This window comes from Bacteroides eggerthii, assembly GCF_025146565.1.
Classification (GTDB): domain Bacteria; phylum Bacteroidota; class Bacteroidia; order Bacteroidales; family Bacteroidaceae; genus Bacteroides; species Bacteroides eggerthii.
On record NZ_CP102258.1, the window covers coordinates 2,258,497 to 2,282,516 of the forward strand.

The 24,020-nt window shown below is 34.2% G+C and carries 24 protein-coding genes; all 24 read left to right on the forward strand.

Annotation, left to right across the window (positions count from 1 at the left end; translation table 11 throughout):
* Positions 1–22: 22 nt before the first annotated feature.
* The 24 genes from NQ546_RS09205 (at position 23) to NQ546_RS09320 (ending at position 23,967) form a co-directional block, all read left to right on the forward strand.
* Positions 23–484 carry a UpxZ family transcription anti-terminator antagonist gene (locus tag NQ546_RS09205; protein ID WP_004289850.1) on the forward strand — a complete coding sequence of 154 codons (462 nt, stop codon included), beginning with the start codon at positions 23–25 and terminating at the stop codon, positions 482–484.
* Between the two features lie 28 nt (positions 485–512).
* A complete protein-coding gene (locus NQ546_RS09210; RefSeq protein WP_039953166.1) occupies positions 513–1,721 on the forward strand; it encodes a UDP-N-acetylglucosamine 4,6-dehydratase in 1,209 nt (402 codons plus the stop codon).
* A 15-nt stretch (positions 1,722–1,736) separates the two neighbouring features.
* Complete coding sequence (locus NQ546_RS09215) at positions 1,737–2,891, forward strand: LegC family aminotransferase (protein WP_004289852.1); 1,155 nt, start codon at positions 1,737–1,739, stop codon at positions 2,889–2,891.
* On the forward strand, positions 2,888–3,520 hold the full coding sequence (locus NQ546_RS09220; RefSeq protein WP_004289853.1) for an acetyltransferase: 633 nt from the start codon (positions 2,888–2,890) through the stop codon (positions 3,518–3,520). Before NQ546_RS09215 ends, NQ546_RS09220 begins: the two co-directional genes overlap by 4 nt.
* Positions 3,520–4,542 (forward strand): N-acetylneuraminate synthase, encoded by a 1,023-nt coding sequence (gene neuB, locus NQ546_RS09225; protein WP_004289854.1) that lies wholly within the window; start codon positions 3,520–3,522, stop codon positions 4,540–4,542. The genes NQ546_RS09220 and neuB overlap by 1 nt, the downstream gene beginning before the upstream one ends.
* On the forward strand, positions 4,526–5,695 hold the full coding sequence (gene neuC, locus NQ546_RS09230; protein ID WP_004289855.1) for a UDP-N-acetylglucosamine 2-epimerase: 1,170 nt from the start codon (positions 4,526–4,528) through the stop codon (positions 5,693–5,695). The genes neuB and neuC overlap by 17 nt, the downstream gene beginning before the upstream one ends.
* Before the next feature lies 1 nt (position 5,696).
* Positions 5,697–6,734, forward strand: a complete 1,038-nt coding sequence (locus NQ546_RS09235) for a nucleotidyltransferase family protein (RefSeq protein WP_004289856.1) — start codon at positions 5,697–5,699, stop codon at positions 6,732–6,734.
* 1 nt (position 6,735) lies between these two features.
* The gene (locus NQ546_RS09240) at positions 6,736–7,458 is read left to right on the forward strand and encodes an acylneuraminate cytidylyltransferase family protein (RefSeq protein ID WP_004289857.1); all 723 of its coding nucleotides are present in this window, start codon (positions 6,736–6,738) and stop codon (positions 7,456–7,458) included.
* A 4-nt stretch (positions 7,459–7,462) separates the two neighbouring features.
* Positions 7,463–8,794, forward strand: a complete 1,332-nt coding sequence (locus NQ546_RS09245; protein WP_039953218.1) for an aminotransferase class III-fold pyridoxal phosphate-dependent enzyme — start codon at positions 7,463–7,465, stop codon at positions 8,792–8,794.
* 1 nt (position 8,795) lies between these two features.
* A complete protein-coding gene (locus tag NQ546_RS09250; protein WP_004289859.1) occupies positions 8,796–9,533 on the forward strand; it encodes an SDR family oxidoreductase in 738 nt (245 codons plus the stop codon).
* 43 nt (positions 9,534–9,576) lie between these two features.
* Entirely contained in the window at positions 9,577–10,764 is a 1,188-nt protein-coding gene (locus tag NQ546_RS09255) for a hypothetical protein (RefSeq protein WP_004289860.1), read from the forward strand.
* Between the two features lies 1 nt (position 10,765).
* The gene (locus tag NQ546_RS09260) at positions 10,766–11,656 is read left to right on the forward strand and encodes a glycosyltransferase family 2 protein (protein WP_004289861.1); all 891 of its coding nucleotides are present in this window, start codon (positions 10,766–10,768) and stop codon (positions 11,654–11,656) included.
* Between the two features lie 70 nt (positions 11,657–11,726).
* Positions 11,727–13,256 (forward strand): MATE family efflux transporter, encoded by a 1,530-nt coding sequence (locus tag NQ546_RS09265; RefSeq protein ID WP_039953170.1) that lies wholly within the window; start codon positions 11,727–11,729, stop codon positions 13,254–13,256.
* Positions 13,257–13,283: 27 nt separating this feature from the next.
* Positions 13,284–14,054, forward strand: coding sequence for a glucose-1-phosphate cytidylyltransferase (rfbF, locus tag NQ546_RS09270; RefSeq protein WP_004289863.1), 771 nt, complete (start codon positions 13,284–13,286; stop codon positions 14,052–14,054).
* Positions 14,055–14,074: 20 nt separating this feature from the next.
* Entirely contained in the window at positions 14,075–15,178 is a 1,104-nt protein-coding gene (gene rfbG / locus NQ546_RS09275; RefSeq protein ID WP_004289864.1) for a CDP-glucose 4,6-dehydratase, read from the forward strand.
* A complete protein-coding gene (locus tag NQ546_RS09280) occupies positions 15,175–15,606 on the forward strand; it encodes a hypothetical protein (protein WP_004289865.1) in 432 nt (143 codons plus the stop codon). The genes rfbG and NQ546_RS09280 overlap by 4 nt, the downstream gene beginning before the upstream one ends.
* Positions 15,607–15,609: 3 nt before the next feature.
* On the forward strand, positions 15,610–16,524 hold the full coding sequence (locus NQ546_RS09285; RefSeq protein WP_004289866.1) for an NAD-dependent epimerase/dehydratase family protein: 915 nt from the start codon (positions 15,610–15,612) through the stop codon (positions 16,522–16,524).
* Positions 16,525–16,634: 110 nt separating this feature from the next.
* Positions 16,635–17,510 carry a glycosyltransferase family 2 protein gene (locus NQ546_RS09290; RefSeq protein WP_004289867.1) on the forward strand — a complete coding sequence of 292 codons (876 nt, stop codon included), beginning with the start codon at positions 16,635–16,637 and terminating at the stop codon, positions 17,508–17,510.
* Positions 17,511–17,687: 177 nt separating this feature from the next.
* The gene (locus NQ546_RS09295) at positions 17,688–18,665 is read left to right on the forward strand and encodes a hypothetical protein (RefSeq protein ID WP_115615908.1); all 978 of its coding nucleotides are present in this window, start codon (positions 17,688–17,690) and stop codon (positions 18,663–18,665) included.
* Between the two features lie 60 nt (positions 18,666–18,725).
* On the forward strand, positions 18,726–19,685 hold the full coding sequence (locus tag NQ546_RS09300) for a glycosyltransferase family 2 protein (protein ID WP_004289869.1): 960 nt from the start codon (positions 18,726–18,728) through the stop codon (positions 19,683–19,685).
* Between the two features lie 223 nt (positions 19,686–19,908).
* Positions 19,909–20,730 (forward strand): glycosyltransferase family 2 protein, encoded by an 822-nt coding sequence (locus NQ546_RS09305; protein ID WP_004289870.1) that lies wholly within the window; start codon positions 19,909–19,911, stop codon positions 20,728–20,730.
* A gap of 36 nt (positions 20,731–20,766) precedes the next feature.
* A complete protein-coding gene (locus NQ546_RS09310) occupies positions 20,767–21,663 on the forward strand; it encodes an NAD-dependent epimerase/dehydratase family protein (protein ID WP_004289871.1) in 897 nt (298 codons plus the stop codon).
* Between the two features lie 37 nt (positions 21,664–21,700).
* Positions 21,701–22,675: an MraY family glycosyltransferase gene (locus NQ546_RS09315; RefSeq protein ID WP_039953220.1), complete on the forward strand. Its 975-nt coding sequence runs from the start codon at positions 21,701–21,703 to the stop codon at positions 22,673–22,675.
* Between the two features lie 158 nt (positions 22,676–22,833).
* Positions 22,834–23,967 carry an OmpA family protein gene (locus NQ546_RS09320; protein ID WP_021939871.1) on the forward strand — a complete coding sequence of 378 codons (1,134 nt, stop codon included), beginning with the start codon at positions 22,834–22,836 and terminating at the stop codon, positions 23,965–23,967.
* Positions 23,968–24,020: the final 53 nt, after the last annotated feature.

Below are 24,020 nucleotides of genomic sequence, written 5' to 3' on the forward strand. Positions count from 1 at the left end.
AATCATAAACCATACTTAGTCAATGGATTCATTATTTTCCTTAGCCCATAATCTTCTTGTTTATGGGTTGGATGGAAGTCCCATCTACGTTGACCAGTTCACACGTTTGAATCGTGATGTTTACGAGCAGGCTCTTGATCTTTACGGTACTCGAGGCAAGACTGTAGAAGCGGAAGCCGAACTCTGTCTTGGTCTTTTAGTGGCTTTTGCCGCTACAATTTACGATAACGGTCATAAGCAAGAATACGTTCAGAATGTATTGGACCGTAGTTGGGAAGTTCTTCCTAAACTACCGGCATCATTGCTCAAAGTTCGACTTTTGACTTATTGTTATAGCGAAGTTTATGATAAGGAATTAGCTCAAGAAGCACATGCTATTATCAATACGTGGGATCAGTCACAGTTGACGTTGGAGCAGGTGGAGATTATTGAGGAATTAGGGAGGTTTGAGGAGAATGAGTGTCCTTGGGAAGTGGTAGAGTAAAGTTTTTGTAGAGATATTATTAGTAATGATGTTTAATATAAATAGGTTTATCAACGAGAATATTACTTCTCGTCCTAATAGTATGTTTGCTTTGGATATTGACGCAAACAAAGATACTCTTATAAAAGAAATCAAGGGTAAGAGTTTATTAGTTATCGGCGGTGCCGGTTCTATTGGGGCTTCGTATATTCATGCCATACTCCCTTTTAAACCTTCTAAACTGGTAGTTATTGATTTGAATGAGAATGGTCTGGCGGAGCTTACTCGTGATTTACGTTCTACTTGTGGAATGTACATTCCTGAAGAGTATCGTACTTATACTTTAAACTTTGCCGACCCTATTTTTGAGCGTATATTTCGTGAAGAGAAAGGATTTGATATTGTTGCTAATTTTTCAGCTCATAAGCATGTGCGTAGTGAGAAAGATAAGTATTCAGTGCAGGCATTGCTAGAAAACAATGTTATTAAAGCAAAGAAGCTGTTGGATTTACTTGCAGAATATCCTCCTAAACATTTTTTCTGTGTATCTACAGATAAAGCAGCCAATCCGGTAAATATAATGGGGGCTAGTAAACGTATTATGGAAGATATGATTATGGCCTATTCTTCCCAGTTCAAAGTGACCACCGCACGCTTTGCCAATGTCGCTTTTTCCAATGGTTCTCTACTGGCTGGTTTTGTTGATCGTATTATGAAGAAGCAGCCTTTAGCTGCTCCCTACGATGTGCGTCGCTATTTTGTTTCTCCCGAAGAAAGCGGTCAGATTTGTATGCTTGCTTGCATATTGGGGCGCAATGGAGAAATTTTCTTTCCAAAGCTCGGGGAAGAGAAAATGATAACATTTTCTTCTATCTGTGACAGATTTCTTGAAACGTTGGGATATGAGAAAAAAGAATGTGTAACAGATGATGAAGCAAAGAAATTTGCTGCTGAAATGCCTGAGGATAGTAAAATATATCCGGTGGTCTATTTTAAGAGTGATACTACTGGAGAAAAAGATTATGAAGAATTTTATGTTCCAGGTGAAAAACTGAATATGACTCGTTTTTCATCTTTGGGCGTTATAGAAGAAGTAAAGAAGCGTTCAAAACAAGAACTAAACACTTTTTTTGAAGAGTTGGAAACAATCTTCCACAATCCTGGCTTTACCAAAGCGGCAATAGTGTCTGCTCTTAAAAACTTTCTACCTAATTTTGAACACGTAGAGAAAGGCAAAACACTTGACCAAAAAATGTAATAAGTTAATTTACAGATGAATATATATAGCGATATAGTGAGTTTTATCCATCAATTGTATAATACGGATGAGTTTGTACCTTTGCATGCTCCTCTGTTTATAGGCAATGAGAAGAAATATTTGAACGAATGTATTGACACTACTTTTGTGTCCAGTGTTGGTAAGTTTGTTGATCGTTTTGAGGCTGAAGTGGCAGCCTATACTGGTGCGAAGAAAGCTGTCGTTTGCGTCAGTGGTACCAATGCACTTCACATGGCAATGATGCTGGTGGGAGTGGAGCGTAACGATGAAATTCTAACCCAGGCATTGACATTCATTGCAACTTGTAATGCCATCAGCTATATCAATGCACATCCGGTATTTATTGATGTAGATAAGGATACTCTCGGATTATCACCAGCAGCCGTTAAAGCCTGGCTGATAAAAAATGCAGAGGTCAAGAATAATGCTTGTTATAATAAACATACTGGTAGACGTGTAAAAGCTTGCATCCCTATGCATACTTTTGGTCATCCGGTAAGAATTGACGAGTTGGCTGATATTTGCAAAGAATGGCATCTTGAATTGGTAGAAGATGCAGCCGAAAGCCTTGGTAGTTTCTATAAAGGACAGCATACAGGTACTTTCGGGAAAGTAGGTGCTATCAGTTTCAATGGTAATAAGACGATTACAACAGGTGGTGGTGGTATGCTTCTATTTCAAGACGAAGAGCTTGGTGCACTAGCCAAGCACCTGACAACCCAGGCAAAAGTTCCTCATCGTTGGGCCTTTGTCCACGATCATATCGGTTATAATTACCGCATGCCTAATATCAATGCTGCCCTGGGATGTGCTCAATTGGAGAATCTTGAGAGGTACGTGGAGGATAAACGGAAAACAGCGGAAATATATACTGATTTTTTCCAGAATATTCCTGATATTACCTTTTTTACCGAATCAGAAAATAGCCACTCTAACTATTGGTTGAATGTAGTGATATTGAAAGATAAAAAAACTCAACAAGAATTCCTTGAATATACAAATAATCATGGAATCATGACTCGTCCTGTTTGGGAACTTATGAACCGCTTGGATATGTTCAAGCATTGTGAAACGGATGGATTGAAGAATACGGAGTGGTTGGCCGATAGAATAGTGAATATACCGAGTAGTGTACGTTTGAAAAGATGAGACCTTTAATTTTAGTAGGTGGCGGTGGTCATTGTAAATCAGTAATAGATGCTGCTGAAAGTGCTGGATTTATCATAAAAGGAGTTCTGGATGTACCTGAAAATGTTGGAACCCATATTTTTGACTATCAGGTAATTGGAACAGATGATGATATCTGCCGATATGCATCAGAAGCTGATTTTATTGTTACAGTGGGATTCATTAAAGATGCGAGTCTCCGATTTCGTATCCATGAAAAAATAGAGATGGCAGGAGGTAAACTGGCGACGGTAATAGCTACTACTGCGCACATATCCCGTTATGCAGATATTCAACCTGGTACGGTAGTGCTTCATCAAGCCGTTGTTAATGCTGATGCTAAAATAGGAAAAGGATGTATCATTAATACTTTTGCAAATATAGAGCATGATGTTGTGATAGAGGATTATTGTCATATATCCACCGGTGCCATGGTTAATGGGGGATGTCGTGTGGGGGAAGCTACTTTTTTGGGTAGCCAGTGTGTCATGGTAAATGGTACCTCAATAACTGCGGGATGTGTGATAGCTGCTGGGACAATGGTACGTAAAAATCTTATTCAGAAAGGTGTTTATTCAGGTAACCCTGCACTTCTGAAAATAAAATTTTGATGCAACATACATTAATAATAGCCGAAGCAGGTGTCAATCATAATGGTTCGATAGAGCTTGCTAAACAGTTGATAGATGCGGCAGCTGATGCCGGAGTGGATTATGTGAAGTTTCAGACTTTTAAAACAGAAAATTTGGTATCCAGGTCTGCTAAAATGGCTGATTACCAGAAGCGGAATATGAGCGTTGGAGAAAATTCTCAATATTCGATGTTGAAAAAGCTGGAGTTATCTCCTCAACAACATTATGAACTAGTTTCCTATTGTAATGAAAAAGGAATAAATTTTTTCTCAACAGCTTTTGATTTAGATAGCGTTGACTTTCTCGCATCCTTGCATTTAGGGCTTTGGAAAATTCCTTCCGGTGAAATAACCAACTATCCATATCTTCGAAAAATAGCGAGTTATAAAGAACCGGTTATACTTTCTACAGGAATGAGCACCTTTGATGAAATAGCGGATGCTATATCTGTATTAATCAAATTTGGTGTATCTAAAGAACAAATAACTATTTTGCACTGCAATACAGAATACCCAACTCCTATGAATGACGTAAATTTGAAAGCAATGCATACCATCGGAGAGAAGTTTAGTGTAAATGTAGGCTATTCAGATCATACTCAAGGGATAGAAGTTCCTATTGCAGCTGTTGCTTTGGGAGCGACAGTAGTTGAGAAACATTTTACGCTTGACTGTACGATGGATGGCCCCGATCACAAAGCCTCACTTGAACCGCAAGAATTGAAGGCTATGGTTACTGCTATTCGAAATATTGAGCAAGCTTTAGGCAATGAAGAAAAAAAGGTCTCTACTTCGGAAGGAAGAAATAAATCTGTAGCAAGAAAAAGTATCGTTGCGGCTAAAGATATTGAGAAAGGAGAACTTTTGACAGAAGAGAACCTTACAGTGAAACGTCCCGGTGGCGGAATTTCTCCCATGAAATGGGAGTATATTATTGGAACACGAGCTATTCGTACTTTTGAAGCGGATGAGCAAATCATTTTTAATGAAGGTAATGAATAAACGAAAGATATGCGTTATTACCGGTAGTCGGGCTGAATATGGTCTGTTAAGTGGGTTAATGCAGGCTATAAAGGTGGATGCAACTTTGGAATTACAGGTCATCGCAACTAATATGCACCTTTCACCGGAATTTGGCCTCACCTATAAAGAAATAGAAAAAGATGGTTTTCATATAGACAAAAAAGTGGAAATGCTCCTTTCTTCAGATACAGCCAATGCAACGGTTAAATCTGTAGGTTTGGGGACTATCGGTTTTGCAGATGCTTATGAAGACCTGCAACCGGATATGATAGTTGTGTTGGGTGATCGTTTTGAAATATTATCGGCTGTATCTGCCGCTCTTTTCTATAAGATACCGGTAGCCCATCTTCATGGCGGTGAGATTACTGAGGGAGCCTATGACGATTGTATTCGTCATGCTATTACCAAAATGAGTCATTTACATTTTACTTCAACAGAAGAATACCGCCAACGTGTAATTCAAATGGGAGAACGACCGGATTCTGTTTTCAATGTGGGTGCAATTGGTGTTGAAAATATAAAAAATACCCCGTTACTTTCTAAGCAGGAATTAGAAGCGAACTTACAATTTGAATTGGGTGAGAAGTCTTTGTTGGTGACTTATCATCCTGTAACATTAGAGCATTTTACTGCAGAAGAGCAATGCATGAATCTGCTTGAGGCATTAGAGGAGTTTTCTGATTACCGTATAATTTTTACTTTACCAAATTCAGATACGAATGGACGCATTATTATGCGATTAATTCATGAATTCGTGGAGAAACATAAAGAGCGTTCAATTGCTTTTACCTCTTTAGGTAAGATTCGTTATTTATCAGCTTTGCAATATATATCGGCTGTGGTTGGTAATTCTTCAAGCGGTATTATAGAAGTTCCTAGCTTTGGTATTCCTACTTTGAATATAGGTGATAGACAAAAAGGACGGATTGCAGCAGAGAGTGTAATACACTGTGGTACATCTAAAAACGAAATAATGATAGGATTGCTTCAAATTCTCTCAGAGGAGATGAGAGGTAAGATGAAATTACAAAGCAATCCCTATGAGAAACAAGGTACCACAGAGGCTATCGTGCGAATTATTAAGAATGTTTCAATAGAAAATTTACTCCAAAAATCGTTTTATAATCTTTAGAATGAAGGATTATTGTAAATATTTAATAGATATCCAAGCTACAATACGGGATGCTCTTGTCGCTCTGAATAATCTTTCCCATGATGTCTTAGTTTTATTTGTTATGGATGATAAACAAAAGATAGTGGGGACATTGACTGATGGAGATATTCGCCGTTATCTGATAGGAGGAGGGGATGTTAACGGAGTCGTTATGGATGCAATGCAAACAAACTTTCATTTCGTACAATCCAATGTTTCTTTGTCCTTAATTCGTGATTATAAGAAAAGAGGAATATCTCTAATCCCGTGCTTAGATACGGATGGACATCTATTGAAAGTAATTGATCTGAAAAATAAAAAATCTCTTCTTCCAATTGATGCGGTTTTAATGGCTGGTGGCAAAGGAGAGCGTCTTCGCCCTTTGACAGAGAAAGTCCCCAAACCTTTATTGCATGTAGGTGACAAGGCTATAATAGACTATAACATAGAACGATTAATATCTTATGGGGTTGAGCACATTTCTGTTACGGTTAATTATTTGCATGAACAGATAGAAGAGCATTTTAAGGAATGTAGGGATGGGATACAAATTAAATGCATTTGTGAACCTAAATATTTGGGAACGATCGGATCGGTTAAGTTTGTGGATACTTTTTATAATGATGCAGTTCTTATTATGAACTCAGATCTTTTTACAAATATTGATTATGAAGATTTTTATCTGCATTTCAGAGAACATGATGCCGATATGTCTGTTGCTGCCGTTCCTTATTCAATATCTGTTCCATACGGTATCTTTGAATTGGAAGGGAGGAATATTGAAGGAGTCCGTGAAAAACCTACTTATAATTATTATGCCAACGCTGGGATATATCTGATAAAAAAAGAACATTTGGACAAGATTCCGATAGATACTTTCTTTAATGCTACAGATTTTATGGAGATGTTAATTCGTGAAAAAATGAAGGTGGTACGTTTCCCGATAACAGGCTATTGGATAGACATAGGTAAACATGAGGATTATAAGAAAGCACAAGAACTCGTAAAACATCTTTAATATGTATCAAGGAAAAAGAATTTTAGCCATTATTCCGGCAAGAGGAGGTAGTAAGGGACTTCCGGGTAAGAATATTAAGAAATTATGTGGTAAGCCTTTGATTGGTTGGTCTATTAATCATGCAAAGGAAAGTAAGTATATAGATGATATATACATATCAACAGATAGTTTGGAGATTGCAACAGTAGCTGGAGAATGTGGGGTTAATGTTCCCGAACTACGTCCTAGTGAATATGCAAGTGATACTACTCCATCTTCTGCATTTATACTTTATACAATAGAGAAGTTGAAAGCTGAAGGGAAAGTCTTTGATTATTTTATATTATTGGAACCTACATCACCATTAAGAGATGTTGAGGATATTGATAAATCTATTGAGATATTAGTAAATAATCCTGATGCAGATAGTATTGTTGGTGTTTGTAAAGCAGAAGATGTGCATCCAGCATTTATGGTAAAAATGAGAGAAGATAGTTTTTTGGTCCCCTATGAAGCGGAGATGAAAACTCTTAGAAGACAAGAACTTCCAGATGTCTATTTTTTTGAAGGGACGATCTATGTAAGTAGTATTAGTGCGTTTGTAGAAAAGAAGGCATTTTATCACGATAAAACATTACCATATATTGTACCTAAGTGGAAAAGCTTCGAGATAGATGATATAATTGATTTTAAAATTATTGAATTAATTATGAAATTAAAATTAGATGGTTTCTTTAAAAAATAAGAATATGGGAAATTGTGAATTAAAAAAAAACGGGAAGGGACAAGAACTTTATAAGAAAGCGAAGCAAATAATCCCTGGTGGCGGACAATTATTATCTAAAAGACCTGAAAAATTTTTACCAGAATTATGGCCTGCTTATTATTCGAAAGCCAAAGGATGTGAAATTTGGGATTTAGACGGTAACAAATATATCGATATGAGCACTATGGGAATTGGTGCTTGTATCTTAGGATACTCAGATGATGATGTTAACGCTGCAGTGGAAGAAGTTATTCGAGCTGGTAGTATGTCATCTTTGATGGCTCCAGAAGAAGTTGAGCTGGCTAATTTATTGTTAGAGTTACATCCATGGGCTGAAATGGTAAGATATGCAAAAGGAGGAGGAGATGCAATGTCGGTAGCTGTAAGAATAGCTAGGGCTGCAACTCAAAAAGATATAATCCTATTTTGTGGGTACCATGGCTGGCATGATTGGTATTTATCAGCAAATTTGGGTGATACGGCAGCTTTAGATGGTCAATTACTTCCTGGTTTAAGTCCAGTAGGGGTAGCAAGAGGTTTGAAGAATACCTCTTATCCATTTTATTATAACTGTAAAGATGAATTCTTGAAATTAGTAGAAAAATATGAGTGTAATATTGCTGGGGTTGTTTTGGAGGCTGCTAGAAATATGACCCCAGAATCAGATTTCTTCTTTACGATAGAAAAAGAAACTAAGCGTTTAGGTGTTCCTCTTATTATTGATGAAGTAACCAGTGGATTTAGATTAAATTGTGGGGGGGCTTGTGAATATTTGGGTATTCATCCTGATATAGCTGTTTTTGCCAAAGGGATAGCTAACGGTTTTCCTGTAGCGGCAATTATAGGAAAAAAGAAATTTATGGATGCAGCACAAGATAGTTTTATTAGTAGTACTTTTTGGACTGAACGTATTGGTTTTGCTGCAGCAATAGCATCGATAAAAAAAATGCGTGATAATAATGTTCAAAAACATTTGGTTGAATGTGGCAAACAGATTCAACTTGGGTGGACTGTATTGGCAAAAAAACATAATTTGAATATTCATATAAGTGGTATATATCCTTTAAGCCATATATCTTTCACTCATGCTCCATTAGAGTTAAAAACTTTATTTTGTCAAGAGATGTTACGTCGTGGATTTATTGCAAGTGACGCTTATTATGCTTCTTATGCTCACAAAAAAGAACATATAAATGCTTATTTGGAAGCTGTTGATGAAGTTTTTGCTATAATGTCAAAAGCAATTAAAGATAATAATTATAAAGATTTACTTTTAGGACCTGTATGTCAGGGAGGTTTTGTTAGATTAGCATAAAATGATATTAAAAGACAAAGTTATTATAGTTACAGGTGGCAGTGGATTGATTGGACAGTGCATTATTAATGACTTGAAAAAGAAAGGTGCAATTGCAATTAATGCTGAGATATCGGTTGATACTGATTTGTCACAAGGTAATGTGCATTGCGATATTACTTCTGAAGAATCTGTAAATGATTTGATAAATATTGTTATCGAACGCTATTTGAAAATTGATGGTTTGGTAAATAATGCCTACCCACGTACAAAAGATTGGGGAACGAAGTTTGAAGAAATCCCACTGTTATCTTGGAAGAAAAATGTGGATATGCAATTGAATAGTGTTTTTCTTCTTTGCCAAAAGGCATTAAGTCAAATGGTAAAACAGCAATATGGTTCTATAGTAAATATAGGATCTATCTATGGGGTTGTAGGAAATGATTTTACAATTTATGAGGGATATGGTGGTACTTCCCCAGCTGCATATTGTGCTATTAAAGGGGGGATCATAAATTTTTCTCGCTATTTGGCATCTTATTTTGGAAAATATGGTATTCGTGTGAACTGTGTTTCTCCTGGAGGAATAAAAGATAACCAACATCCATCATTTATAGAACGCTATGAATATAAATCGCCTCTTAAACGTATGGGTAAACCTGAAGAAATAGCACCTGCTATTTCTTTCTTATTGTCAGATGAGTCATCTTTTATTACGGGGCATAATTTGATGGTAGATGGTGGGTGGACGGCTATTTAAGAAAAAAATAATCTATTGTTATATTTTTAATTAGTCGGCGTATATGAGTTATTCTAAAATTATATATATAAGATATATACCATTGACACGAAAAATCTATGATGATTTTTATATGCAAGATGTTATAGCAAATGGGATCGAAGTAGAATATTGGGATATATCATCTATCTTTTATTCCTCTAAATTGGAACAAGAAGATTCATCCCATTTGGTTAAAACTTTATTCTTTAATAGTTATGAAAGTCTTGCACTTTCATTATCTTCTTTAAAAGAGAATGAAAAAACTTTATTTATATCTTTAATGACTTTTGAGAAGAAACTTGTTCCACTATTTGCTTTATTCACAAAATATAATTGTTCTGTTGCAGGTTTTGGGCGAAATATGCTTCCTATAGGATGTAATAGCTATCCTATTTCTTTTTTTAGTAAACTGAAGCGTTTTAACTATTCTAAATTTCTGAATTACATAACGAATAGATTAGTGGAATTTAATATAAAGTTTGGAAGATTAAAAACTTATGATGTTGTCTTCTTAGCTGGTAATGAAGGGTATAAGGCTTTGGGATATATCCCTTTTTCTTCTATACAAAAGATGCATAGAATTCTGATTAATAGCACGGATTATGATACTTATTTAGCTCAAAAAAAGGAAGAGACGCTAGTTGATGTTAATTTTGAATATATTCTTTTTTTAGATGAATATTTGCCTTTTCATCCTGATTGGTATCTTTTAGGTATGAATACAATACCCTCGGAAAGATATTATGAACAGTTGAATAAGTACTTTGATAAAGTAGAACTTACATTTGGTAAACCGGTTGTAATAGCTGCACATCCTAAAGCGTTAAAATATAAGGAGAAGAATTATTTTAATGGTCGCAAGGTTTATTTTGGAGCAACTTCACAACTCACAAAAAATGCTGATTTTGTAATAGCACATATGTCTACATCTATAAGTTATTCTATTCTTTATGGTAAGAAACTTCACTTTATCACATCTCAAGATATAAAAAATAGACTTTATGCCTCACATTGTTGTATTATTAATTTTGCGTATTATTTAGATTGCAATTGTCAGTATTTTGATAGAGAAACAGAACCTATAGATGTCGTAGAGTCTTTTTCTGAATCTGCTTATACGAAATATATATATAACTTCTTAACATCAGAGAAAACTAAAAGTATAGAGTCTAAAAATGCTTTTATGAATTTTATAATGTGTAATCAGTGATATGGATGTTTCTATAATTATAGTAAACTATAAGACTTGTTCTTTAGTAGAAGCATGTATTGAATCAATATTAAAAAATACGTTCGATATTAAATATGAGATTATAGTGGTTGATAATGCTTCTGAAGATGGTTCAATAGACTATTTGAAACCTAAATTTCCAGATGTTATTTTTATAGAAAGTGAATCTAATTTAGGTTTTGGAGGCGCAAATAATTTAGGCTTGGAAGTTGCAAAGGGAGAATATTTTTTCTTTTTGAATTCAGATACTATTGTATTAGAAAACATCTTGTTAGATTTGTTGGTACAGTATAAAAGATTACAACAGGAAGAAAAGATTGGCGCTTTAGGTTATTTTTTGTTAGATCGAAATAATAATATAAATTATACAAATTCTTTTGGTAATTTCCCTACTTTGAAATCTTTTTTGAGAGATGCTATTAGCCATCTTTTGAAACGTTCTAAGAGAGCAGCAGTGCACTATGCAAAGCAAAATGGATGTATAGATGTAGATTATATTATTGGTGCTGATTTATTTGTATCTCGAAAAGTTATAGAAGATATAGGCACTTTTGATACTAATTTTTTTATGTATTGGGAAGAGGTTGATTTACAAAAAAGAATGAGTAATAACGGATATAAAAGAAAAATTTTATCGAAGGGAAAACTTATTCATTTAGAAGGGATGTCTACGCAAAAAAAAGTCAGTTTGTTTAGAAAAAAAATGTATCATACAAGTTTGTGCTATTATTTTAGTAAACATCGTCCTCTCATTGAAACTGTAATTCTAAAAATTCTCTTTTTAGGCTTCTCATTGCGTCTTTTAACGAAAGAAAGAAATGGGGATTTGGGTAAATATTGGAGAAGTATTTTAAATAATAAGTTACAATAGTGTTGGTTAGATTCTTTGGTTAGTGGAGCGTTTGTTTGAGTTTTAAATAATAAGATATTTTAATTAGGTTGTGGCGATAACTTATCGTAGAAATTATTTATTAATTTATTTTTGGCAGTCATTGTCTATATTATTGGGATTTCTATCCTTGTTTGTAGTAGTACCATATCTGTCTTCAGATAAAATATTATTTGGTATATATAGTGTCTGTACGTCTTTGACGATTTTCTTTTCTTATGCTGATTTAGGTTTTGTATCAGCTGGAGTAAAATATGCAGCTGAATACTTTATTCAGGGGAATAAGGAGAAAGAAGTGAAAATGATAGGTTTTGTGGCTTTTATGATGATGGTTATGTTTTTAATCGTATCATTAATCATAGTTGTATGTGCTACCTATCCTAAACTCCTGATTCCAGAATTACAAGTAGGAAGTACTCATTTTTTCCTGGCACGATGGTTATTGGTAACATTAGCTTTGTCTTGTCCTATTATTATTGGGCAGAGGGTACTTAACATGATATTTACTATTAGAGTCGAAGACTATAAATTTCAACGGGTATCTATATTAGGTAGTTTACTAAAGATTTTTTCTGTATTCTACTTTTTTAGAGAAGGAGCTTATCAGTTGCTGGAGTACTATGTTTTTTCTCAGGTGATAAATTTTTTGATTGTTATTATTGCACTTTTATATATCCGTAATTATGGATATAAATCTGCAAAATTATTTGCAGCTATTCGTTTTGATAGACAGATTTTTAATAGAGTAAAAACACTTAGTGGTACTTCGCTGGTTATGGTGATAACAATGATTCTTTATTATGAATTGGACCAGATAGTAATAGCTAATTTTATTGGAATAGAGATGGTGGCTATTTATGCTATAGCTCTGTCAGTAATGTCATTTGTTCGTACATTTATGTCGTTGCTCTATTCACCATATTCTTCAAGATATAATCACTATCATGGCTCAGGAGACATCAATGGTTTGCAGCGATTTGTGAAAAAAATCATTGTGGAGTTATCACCTATGGTATGTTGTTCTATCATAATACTTTCTTGTTTGGCTATTCCATTTGTAGAAAGTTGGGTGGGCGATGCATACATGCTATCAGCATTGTTAATTTCAATAATGGTTATCAGTTTTATCCCTAATTTTATAAGTACTCCGATTTCTGCCTATTTTATAGCCAAAGAGGAGAATCTACGTCTTATCAAACTGAATGTAGTGAATGTACTTATTTATTGGGTAGGTATTATAGCTACAATACATTGGACAGGTATTTATTCTTTTGCAATCTTTAAGTCTATAGCCCCTATTTTGGTTGTCATTGGATATTGGATTATGGCGAAGAATGATTTTAATGAGTCTGGGAGGACTTTTATCTCATTTATAGGATTATTAAAAACGCTATTATTTCCTACTATAGTGGCATTGGGGCTATGTAAAATTGCTGGCAATTTTATGATTTATGAACATTCGAAATCGGCTTTGTTTAATAATCTACTCATTATGGGTTGCTGTCTAGCCCTTTCTCTATTTGCTGCTTTATTAGCCAATAAACAAATGCGCAATACTGTGTTTAGCCTTATAAAAAGATAGAAATCTGAATATTCTAAATTTTATGATATGAAAGTTGTTATTTTAGCTGGGGGATTCGGAACTCGAATTTCAGAAGAATCAGCTTATAAACCTAAGCCAATGATAGAAATTGGTGGAATGCCTATATTGTGGCATCTAATGAAAGTGTATGCATACTACGGTTTTAATGAATTCATTATTTGTGCAGGATATAAACAGCATGTCATTAAAGAATGGTTTTCTGACTATTTTTTGCATACTTCAGATATTACTTTTGATTTTACTAATGGGAATGAAATTATTGTCCATCATAAACACATTGAACCTTGGAAAGTAACAGTGATTGATACAGGATTAGAGACAATGACTGGGGGACGTATTAAGCGGATTAGAAATTATGTAGGTAATGAACCGTTTATGTTGAATTACGGAGACGCGGTAGGTGACGTGAATATAGAATATTTGCTTGAATATCATAAAAAACATGGAAAATTGGCTACTGTGTCTGTCTATAATTTTGGTCAGAATAAAGGTGTTCTTGATATTAAAGATGGTACAGTGAGGGCCTTTCGAGAGAAATCCGATCTTGATGGAAACTTAATTAATATCGGCTTTTTTGTATTACAACCTGAGGTGTTTAATTATATCGATGGAGATACTATGGTGTTCGAACAAGAACCCTTGAAAAAACTGGTAGAAGAATCACAGCTAAAGGCTTATGTTCATCATGGCTTTTGGCAGTGCATGGATACGTTGCGTGAAAAGCAACATTTAGAACATTTATGGAATACAGATAGTGCTCCTTGGAAAATTTGGTAACACGTAAAAGTAAATAGACTATGGCATTTAATAATGTTTATAATGGAAAAAAGGTGTTGATAACGGGTAATACGGGTTTTAAAGGCAGTTGGCTTTCTACTTGGTTATTAATGCTTGGTGCGGATGTTTATGGTTATTCGAATGACATTCCGACTTCGCCTTCCATGTTTGAAACGATTGGTTTGCCTGATAAGGTACATCATTACTTTGGGGATATCCGTAACCGCGAAGAAATGAATGTATATATTCAGGAAGTGAAACCCGATTTTATTTTTCATCTGGCTGCACAAGCTATTGTATCTACCTCGTATGAAAATCCTTTTGATACTATTACTACTAATGTGGTAGGGACTGCTTCGGTACTTGAAGCCATGCGTAATATTACTTGGAATTGTACTTGTGTGCTTATTACCAGTGATAAAGCATACGATAATGTAGAATGGATTTGGGGTTATCGTGAAACTGATGCTGTTGGCGGAAAAGATGTGTATTCTGGATCTAAAGGTGCGGCAGAACTCACTATCAAATGCTACTGGAAGTCATTTTTTCAAGCTATGCCTAATATTAAATTAGGAGTTGCACGTGCCGGAAATGTAATAGGTGGTGGTGATTGGGCAAAAGACCGTATTATAGTTGATTGTGTGAAAGCTTTTTCTGTAAATCAGGTAGTAGAGATAAGATGTCCAAAAGCAACTCGTCCTTGGCAACATGTATTGGAGCCTTTAAGTGGCTATCTGAATCTTGGCCAATTTCTTTATGAAGAAAAAGTGGGGAGTGGTGAGGCTTTTAATTTTGGACCACGTGCAGAACAAACTAAAACAGTATTTGAGTTAGTACAAGATTTAGCTGAATTTTGGGGGTTGAATCGTAATAATGCAGCAAAGCTTACTGGCAATATTCCGTTTAAGGAAGCAACTCTACTGAAACTGAATTGCGATAAAGCATTAGCATATCTCAATTGGCACTCTACTCTTCATTACAAAGAATGTGTGCATTATATTGCTGATTGGTATAAAGCTTTTTATGTTCAGAAAAATGTAGATATGTACCGTTTGACTACCAGGCAGATAGAAGCATATATGGAATGTGCAAGTAAACAAAATTTGGAGTGGGGAGTAATATGATGGAAGGGGTAAAGCTTTATCCTCTAAAGCAGATAATGGTGCCAAAAGGGGATATTTTTCATGCTCTTAAATCAACTGATGAAGGGTATGCTGGATTTGGAGAAGCTTATTTTTCACAGATAGAAGAGGGAGAAGTGAAAGGATGGAAACGTCACAATCGGATGATTCTGAATATTGTGGTCCCTGTAGGTGCTATAAAGTTTGTTATATACGATGATCGAGAAGGAAGTGTAACTAATGGCGAATTTGAGGAGGTGATACTTTCTTCATTCAGTAATTATCAACGCATGACGATAGCACCTGGTTTATGGATGGCTTTTCAGGGAGTGGGGAAAGGTATTTCTATGCTACTGGATATCATACCGGAACCTCACAATCCAGATGAGGCGGATAAAAAGGCTTTGTCGGAATTTATTTACAAATTTTAAAGAATGAAAATAGCATTGACTGGCGTTACTGGATTTATAGGACAAAATTTAATGCCAATGTTGATTCGTGAATGCCCTGATATAGAAATTTTGACACTGAATGTTGATGTAGCAAAGGCAGAAAGACTCTATCCTACCATAGAATATTCCCGATGTAAACATGTTCATACAACAAATTTAGAACAACTTATAGCTTTCAATCCGGAACTTACCATACATTTGGCTACTGTGACTACAGCTCGCAATGATACAGAAATTATCAAGCCTATGGTAGCGGCTAATATAGAATTTGGTGTACTGTTACTTGATGCTTTGACAAAGTGCGACCACATGAGATTGTTCGTTAATGTAGGTTCGTTTGCTGAATATCGTTTAGGACCAGGATTGTTTGAGAGTGCCTATCTTTATACTGCTTCAAAGACTGCATTTCGTGCTTTTGTAGATTATTATTCAAAATTGGCAGGTTTTCGGTATATTACTGTTGTACCATACTCTGTATATGGAGGTAAAATGACGGTAAAGCGGATTATGGATTATATTTATGAATCGATGGATAGTGAAATTCCCGTAGATATGACACCAGGTGAACAAGTGCTTGATTTTATTCACGTGGATGATGTAGCTGGTTTTTTTACTTATGTAGTTAATCATATGCAAAAGTTCTATTCTTTAGACAAGAATGGCGAAGAATTTCATTTAGGCACGGGGTACGGTACGAGTATTCGTGAAGTGGCTGCAATGATGGAAGATATTGTAGGAAAGAAGTGCAATATAAATTGGGGTGGAAGACCATATCGAAATAGGGATATGATGTATGCTGTAGCTCCGATAGCTAAAAATTTGACATTAATTGGCTGGAAAACTAATATTAGTTTGAAAGATGGTATTGGGTTAATGAAAAAAAATATTAATAAATAAGTTTTTCTTGAGGGAATTTATATATAACAATATTTCATTTATTAGATGTATTTGATTTAGTAGTGTCTACCAGCCAAATATATATATAATTTTTTATTAATACGTTTAAAATGAATAATGAGTTTCCTTTTTTCTCAATTGTAATTCCTACGTATAATCATGGGCATTTTATAAAACAGTGCTTAGAGAGTGTTCTAAATCAAACATATACGCATTGGGAAATAATAGTTGTCAATAATTATTCGGAGGATAATACTGTTGAAGTGGTTGAGTCATTATCTGATAAAAGAATACGATTAATTAATTTTTCAAATGCGGGAATAATAGCAGCTTCGAGAAATAAAGGAATTGAATTAGCTAATGGGGATTGGATATGCTTTTTGGATTCGGATGACTTATTTTATCCAAACAAGTTAGAAGAGTTACTCAGAAGTGTTATGAATTTTGATGTTATATATCATGATTTAGATATATATAGTGATAGTAAGCTAATGTGGAAAAAGAAAGTTAAAGGTCGAGAGTTGAAAGGAAATATAGAAAAAGATTTGATAATTAATGGAAATGCTTTGCCTTGTTCTAGTGTTGCTGTAAGAAAGGATATTTTAAATGCTGTTTCTGGCTTTTCTGAGGATAAAAGTCTTTTTGCAGTAGAAGACTCTGATTGTTGGATTCGTATTGCAAGGATTACATCTCGATTTAAATATATAAATAAAGCGTTGGGAAAATATTGGGTAGGTAATAATACTTCGGTTTCTGTAAAGCAAATAAATAGAGAACAGAATCTGTTTAATGCTCATTGTTATATGTTGAGTGAAGTTGAACAAGAAAAGGCCCAGAAAAATATGTTTTATAGGCAAGCTAGGATATTTCATAAGTTGAAAAAGTACAAAAAAGCAATGGGGAAATATCAGGATTCAATATCGGGCTTAACACCATTACGTAGTATTGTCATGTATTGTGTTTCTATGTTACACATTAAAGTTTGATTAATGAGGCGTCAATTTTCTATAATAATCATATTTTTTCTTGTTTTCCATTTTTTACTTCCATGTTTATATTTTTTGATTTATGGTTTTGTTAATTTATATTCGGATGTACAGGGGTATGTTGGCTGTTTAATAAATATAATATCATTGTTGGGTACACTTTTTATTATAAAAAAAATGCCAACGATGGATAGCGCTCCTTTAAAGGAATACAATCATTTATCATCTTTTTTTTTGGTGTCCTTATTCATTACTTTATATAAATTTTATAGTAGTGGTGGTTATTCGGGGGCTTTAGAGGGAAGTTCGCATGGAACTCTGATTTCTTTTCTTTCTCTCTTTTTCAATGCTACAGTAAGTTTTTTCTTGGTAATTTGTTTGCAAAAACACGTGAAGCATATTTATGTTTGGATATGTTTATATGTTGCTGTAATGACCATTACAGGGAGTCGTTCTGCTGTTTTAGGAGTATTACTTTTATTTTTATATATTCCATTATTCGCTAATTACAAATCAATATATCGTAAACTGAAGAAGATATTATTAGTTTTGACTATCGTATCTCCTATTTTATTCTTTTATGCTACATCTGTTCGTGGTGAGATTGATACTGAGTTACTTAGTAAAATTATTATTGGTAGAATATCTTTTGTTGAATTATCTATGATTCCGCTTCAGAGTAAGCAAGAGGCTTCAATGGATCAGAAAGTTTTTGAAGAAAAGTACTCATTAAATAATCAAGTCAAGCAAGTTGTAAATACAGTGACTCCAATAGACTTTTTTGAATATGATGTTTCTCCTAATCAGTACTTTAGACAGATTTTTCTAGGGGCATCTGAGCGAACTGTGTTAGATTCTTATATGTCTATAAATATGACGTTGCCTGTATACTTTGTTATGGAAACAAACTATGTTGTAGGTATTTTCCTTACTATTGCTTTTCTATCCTTTCTGTTCTGGATATGGGTACATTATGCTTCAAACCGATACGTTTTTATTGCCGTACTATTTTCTATGTATGATTTTTTGTATTATTTTGATTGGATTATGATTACTCAAAGTATATTCTCTATTTGTCTAACATTACTAGCCCTTGATGTTTGGGAAAAAGTTTTAAATTCTATTTGCTTTACATATCAGAAGTATACAAAATAATATTTACTATAATTTTGTTTTCGTGGTATTTCATAACTATTATAATTTGTTGTGTTTAAGATGAGCTACAGTGTATCCTTAGTCATTCCATTGTACAATGTTGAAAAATATGTGAAAGATTCATTATTTTCTGCATTGAAACAGACTTTCAAAAGTATAGAGTATATTTTAGTTGATGATTGTTCAACTGATGAAACAATGCAAGTAGTTAAAAGTATTATTATGGATCATCCTCGATTCATGGATATTAAAATTTTGAGTCACGATATAAATGCAGGATTATCTGCTGCTAGGAATACTGGACTACTTCATGCACAAGGGAAATATGTGTTTTTTATGGATTCTGACGATGAAATAACGATAGATTGTATTGAAAAACATTATAATGTTATTGAAACTTCAGGTGCGGATTTTACTGTTGCTGATTTATGCTTAGAAGGTGCAAAATCTATTCATATAAGGCCAATTTTATGTGAAGTTGAAAAGACATTACCTATTTTATCATATTTGAAAAGAGAATGGAATACTAGTGCATGCAATAAGTTATACAAGAAAAGATTTCTTATCGAAAACGGATTACTTTTTAAAAATGGCTTATTGCACGAAGATATACTTTGGTCTTATGAAGTGGCAAATAAAGCTAAGGTAATTGCTCTAGTAGCAAAGGCTACATATATTTATAAAATTCGTAAGAATTCGATAACTACCTATAAAAATAACTCTCGTAAGATTGATAGTCTTTTATTTATCTTAGAAACAATTAGCTTGGAATGGAATCATGGTAGTATACCGATCAAGTACGAAAATGAATATTATCGGTATATTGACTTTTGGTGTTTAAATACAGCTTTACTTTTATTGAATTTTGATGGTACCTATAGTGAAAGTAGTAAATATTACTCAAGAATAATTGAAATAGTAAAAAGCAAGAAAAGATATTCTTTCATATTTAGATGCCCTTTTTTTGTGTTTTATTTGTTTGTTACACCTATATACCTGTTGTATAAAAAAATCAGATAATTACTGCTCTTTTGCTTCTTCAATTCTATTCTTGATGCTTTGTATACTTATAATAATCCATTTTAGAAGTTATGAAGGACTAATATAATTCAATTTTTTTATCTGTTAATATGATAAAATGAATATAACTTTCTTTCGAGAAGAATGGAAAGGATTATGAATTATTGAAAAGTCAGAAATTGTTTAAATAACCTTTCATGATGTTATATATAAATCTTTTATTATGCTATTGTTGACAGCTACAATTGTTACTTATAAGAACAATCCTAATCAGTTACTAAAAACGATTAATAGTTTCTTGACGACAAGGTTAGATGTTCATCTATATATAGTTGATAATTCTCCTGAAGATGATTTGGGGGAAATATTCTCAGATGATCGGATTACATATATATATATGGATTCCAATAACGGTTTCGGATCAGGTCATAATGTAATATTACGATGTCCTGAAAAGATGGGAAAATACCATTTAATTTTGAATCCTGATATATACTTTGAAGTAGGAGTTTTAGAACGTTTGTGTGATTATATGGATGCTAATATAGATGTTGGTAATGTGATGCCTCGTGTTGTCTATCCTAATGGTGAGTTACAATATCTTTGTAAACTTTTGCCTTCTCCACTGGAATGGGTTGGACGAATATTTATCCCCGTAAAAAAAATTAAAGAGAGAATTAATTATTCCTTTGAGATGCGTTTTGCTAATTATAACGAGGAAATGAATGTACCATATTTGTCAGGGTGTTTTATGTTTTTGCGCAAATCTGTTATTGAAGATATAGGAGTTTTTGATGAAGGTATTTTTATGTATGGAGAAGATACTGATTTAAATCGTCGTATTTATAAAAAGTATAGAACGATGTATTATCCGATGGTTACTATAACTCATGCATTTGAAAGAGGTTCTCATAAAAGTTTACGTTTATTTTGGATACATGTAAAAGCTGCTATTTATTATTTGAATAAATGGGGATGGTTTTTTGATAAAGAAAGACGAGAAATAAATAGAAAGACTAAATACATTTATAATAAAAGTTTATAAAATAGTGAGCTATTTATTTGAAAAAGTTATAAATTTATGAGGCTTTTATTTACAGGTTCTTCTGGTTTTTTGGGAAATAGCATATATTCTCTTTTAAAGAATATGTATGATGTCACAACAGTAGGGTTGATGCCTGGTGATAATTATACCATAAATATTGCTAAGGAGATTCCTGTTTTTAATGAAGTATATGATATCGTACTACATGCTGCCGGAAAAGCTCATTCGATACCCAAAACGGAAGAAGAGAAACAACTGTTTTTCGATGTGAATCTACAAGGAACTAAAAATCTTTGTACAGCATTGGAAAGAACAGGAATACCCAAAGCATTTATCTTTGTTTCTACAGTTGCTGTCTATGGGTGTGATTTTGGTGAGAATATTACAGAAGAACATCCTTTAAATGGAAAAACTCCTTATGCTATGAGTAAGCGTCTTGCAGAAGAGTTTCTGCAAGAGTGGTGTAGTAAAAATGAGGTGGTGCTAGGCATTATTCGTCCTTCTTTAATTGCAGGTCCTAATCCACCGGGTAATTTGGGAGCAATGATAAATGGAATTCGTAGTGGGAAATATTTGAGCATTGCTGGAGGAAAAGCCCGTAAGAGCGTGCTTCTGGTACAGGATATTGCCACATTAGTCCCTTTGTTAACTGAAAAAGGAGGCATTTATAATGTTTGTGACAGTTACCAACCTACATTTAGAGAACTGGAAATAGTTATTTGTAAGCAGTTGAGAAAGTCTTTGCCGATATCAGTTCCGTATTGGATAGCTAACTGTATGGCATTGTTAGGTAATGTTCTTGGGGAAAAGGCTCCAATCAATACTTCTAAATTGAAAAAAATAACAGAGTCCTTAACTTTTAGTAATGAAAAGGCAATACGAGAATTAGGTTGGAAGCCTACAAATGTATTGGAAAACTTTAGAATCGAATAAACCTTTGATGTTTTTCTAACAAAGAGATAATAAAATGATGTATTATTTAATTATTTTAGTTCTGCTATTTTTAGCAGAACTTTTTTATTTTAAAGTCGCGGATAAGTATAATATCATTGATAAACCTAATGAACGTAGCAGTCATACACGAATAACCCTGCGTGGTGGGGGAGTTATCTTTTATTTCGGAGCATTGGTATATTTTCTGACGAGTGGATTTGAGTATCCATGGTTTATGCTAGCATTGACTTTTGTGGCTATTATTAGTTTCATAGATGATATTCGTTCCACATCTCAGAAATTAAGATTGGTGTTCCATTTTTCGGCTATGGCTTTGATGTTCTACCAATGGGGATTATTCTCTTTATCTTGGTGGTGGATAATTATAGCTTTGATAATATGTATAGGTATTATTAATGCTTATAACTTTATGGATGGTATTAACGGGATAACTGGAGGTTATTCATTGGTAGTTTTGCTGTCTTTGGCTTATATCAATGAGGAAGTTACTCCGTTTGTGGAACAAGACCTGATTTATACAGTAATAATGTCAGTACTGGTTTTTTGTTTCTTCAACTTCAGAAAGAAAGCACGATGTTTTGCAGGTGATGTGGGGTCGGTAAGTATTGCTTTTATTTTATTATTCTTGCTAGGAAAGCTGATTATCCAAACAGGGGATTTTAGTTGGATTATATTGCTGTCAGTATATGGAGTGGATAGCGTATTGACAATTTTTCACAGGTTGATGTTGCATGAGAACATAGGCTTACCGCATCGTAAGCATTTATATCAGTTAATGGCTAATGAACTAAGGATACCTCATGTGGCGGTGTCTGTTATCTATATGGTATTGCAATTTTTGATAGTGGCAGGATTATTGTGGCTACCGGTAGATCATTGGGTGTATTTTTTTACGGTTATTGGTGGTTTAGCCGTAATTTACATTATTTGTATGTACAGATATTATCCTTTGCACGAGACTTACTTGAAACAACAAAATATAATAAAGTGATATTTGGGATATAGTTGCTTTATTCAATATGAATAAAAACGTTTTTGTTCAAATTGTAGGATTTTTTGGCCTTTTTGTTAATTGGGAATTGAAAATATTGCTTGTTATGTTGTATTATTTCTATCTTTGCACCCCGAATTTTTAAATTATAAACAGACATGAAAAAAATTGTTGCAAGTTTGGTATTGTGCATGGCTGTTATTGCAGCTAATGCGCAGAAAGCAGTAGAAGGAAACAAGTTTACAGATAATTGGTCGGTAGGCTTTAATGCTGGTGGAACTACTCCGCTTACTCATAGCGCTTTTTTCAAAAATATGCGGGCTGTATTGGGAGTAGGACTGGACAAGCAGGTAACTCCGGTATTAGGTTTGGGATTTGAAGCAATGACAAGCATCAATACTACGCCAAGTCGGACAGCATTTGATAATACGAACCTGAGTGTGCTGGGTACATTGAACTTAAGCAATCTGTTTGGCGGTTATGCCGGTGCACCGAGACTTTTTGAGGTAGAGACTGTTGCCGGTATCGGTTGGCTGCATTATGCTGTAAATGGTGAAAGTGACCTTAACAGTATGTCAAGCAAATTGGGACTTAACTTCAACTTCAATCTAGGAGAAGAGAAAGCATGGACTTTGGCTTTCAAACCGGCTTTGGTATATGACATGAGTGCAGACGGAACTGACAATGTATGTTTCAATGCCAATCGTGCCGCATGGGAGTTTACAGCCGGATTGAAGTATCACTTCAGTTGCAGTAACGGTAAACATTACTTCACCATTGTGAAACCGTATAATCAATCGGAAATAGATGCTTTGAATGATCAAATCAACAATATGCGCCGGGAAGCTGATGATAATGCTGCTGCGTTGAAGAATGCCAACCAGAAAGCTGCTGATTTGGAAAAAGCACTGAATGATTGTAAAAATCAGGCTCCGAAAGTAATTACAGAGACTGTTACCAACAATAAGAAGACTTTGGAATCTGTTGTTACATTCCGTCAAGGCGGTACTTCTGTAGAGTCTTCACAAACTCCTAATGTAGAGCGTATCGCTACTTATTTGAAGAATCATAAAAATGCAACCGTATCTATCAAGGGATATGCTTCTCCGGAAGGAAATGCTGATGTAAATGCTCGTATCGCTAAACAACGTGCAGAATCAGTGAAGAATATGCTTATCAACAGATACAAGATTGCTGCAAATCGTATAACTGCCGAAGGTCAGGGTGTAGGTAATATGTTTGAAGAACCTGATTGGAACCGCGTCAGCATCTGTACAATCAATGAAGATTAATTTGCATCTGTCTATAATAGACAACTAATCAACGGTATCATAATCTATTTTCA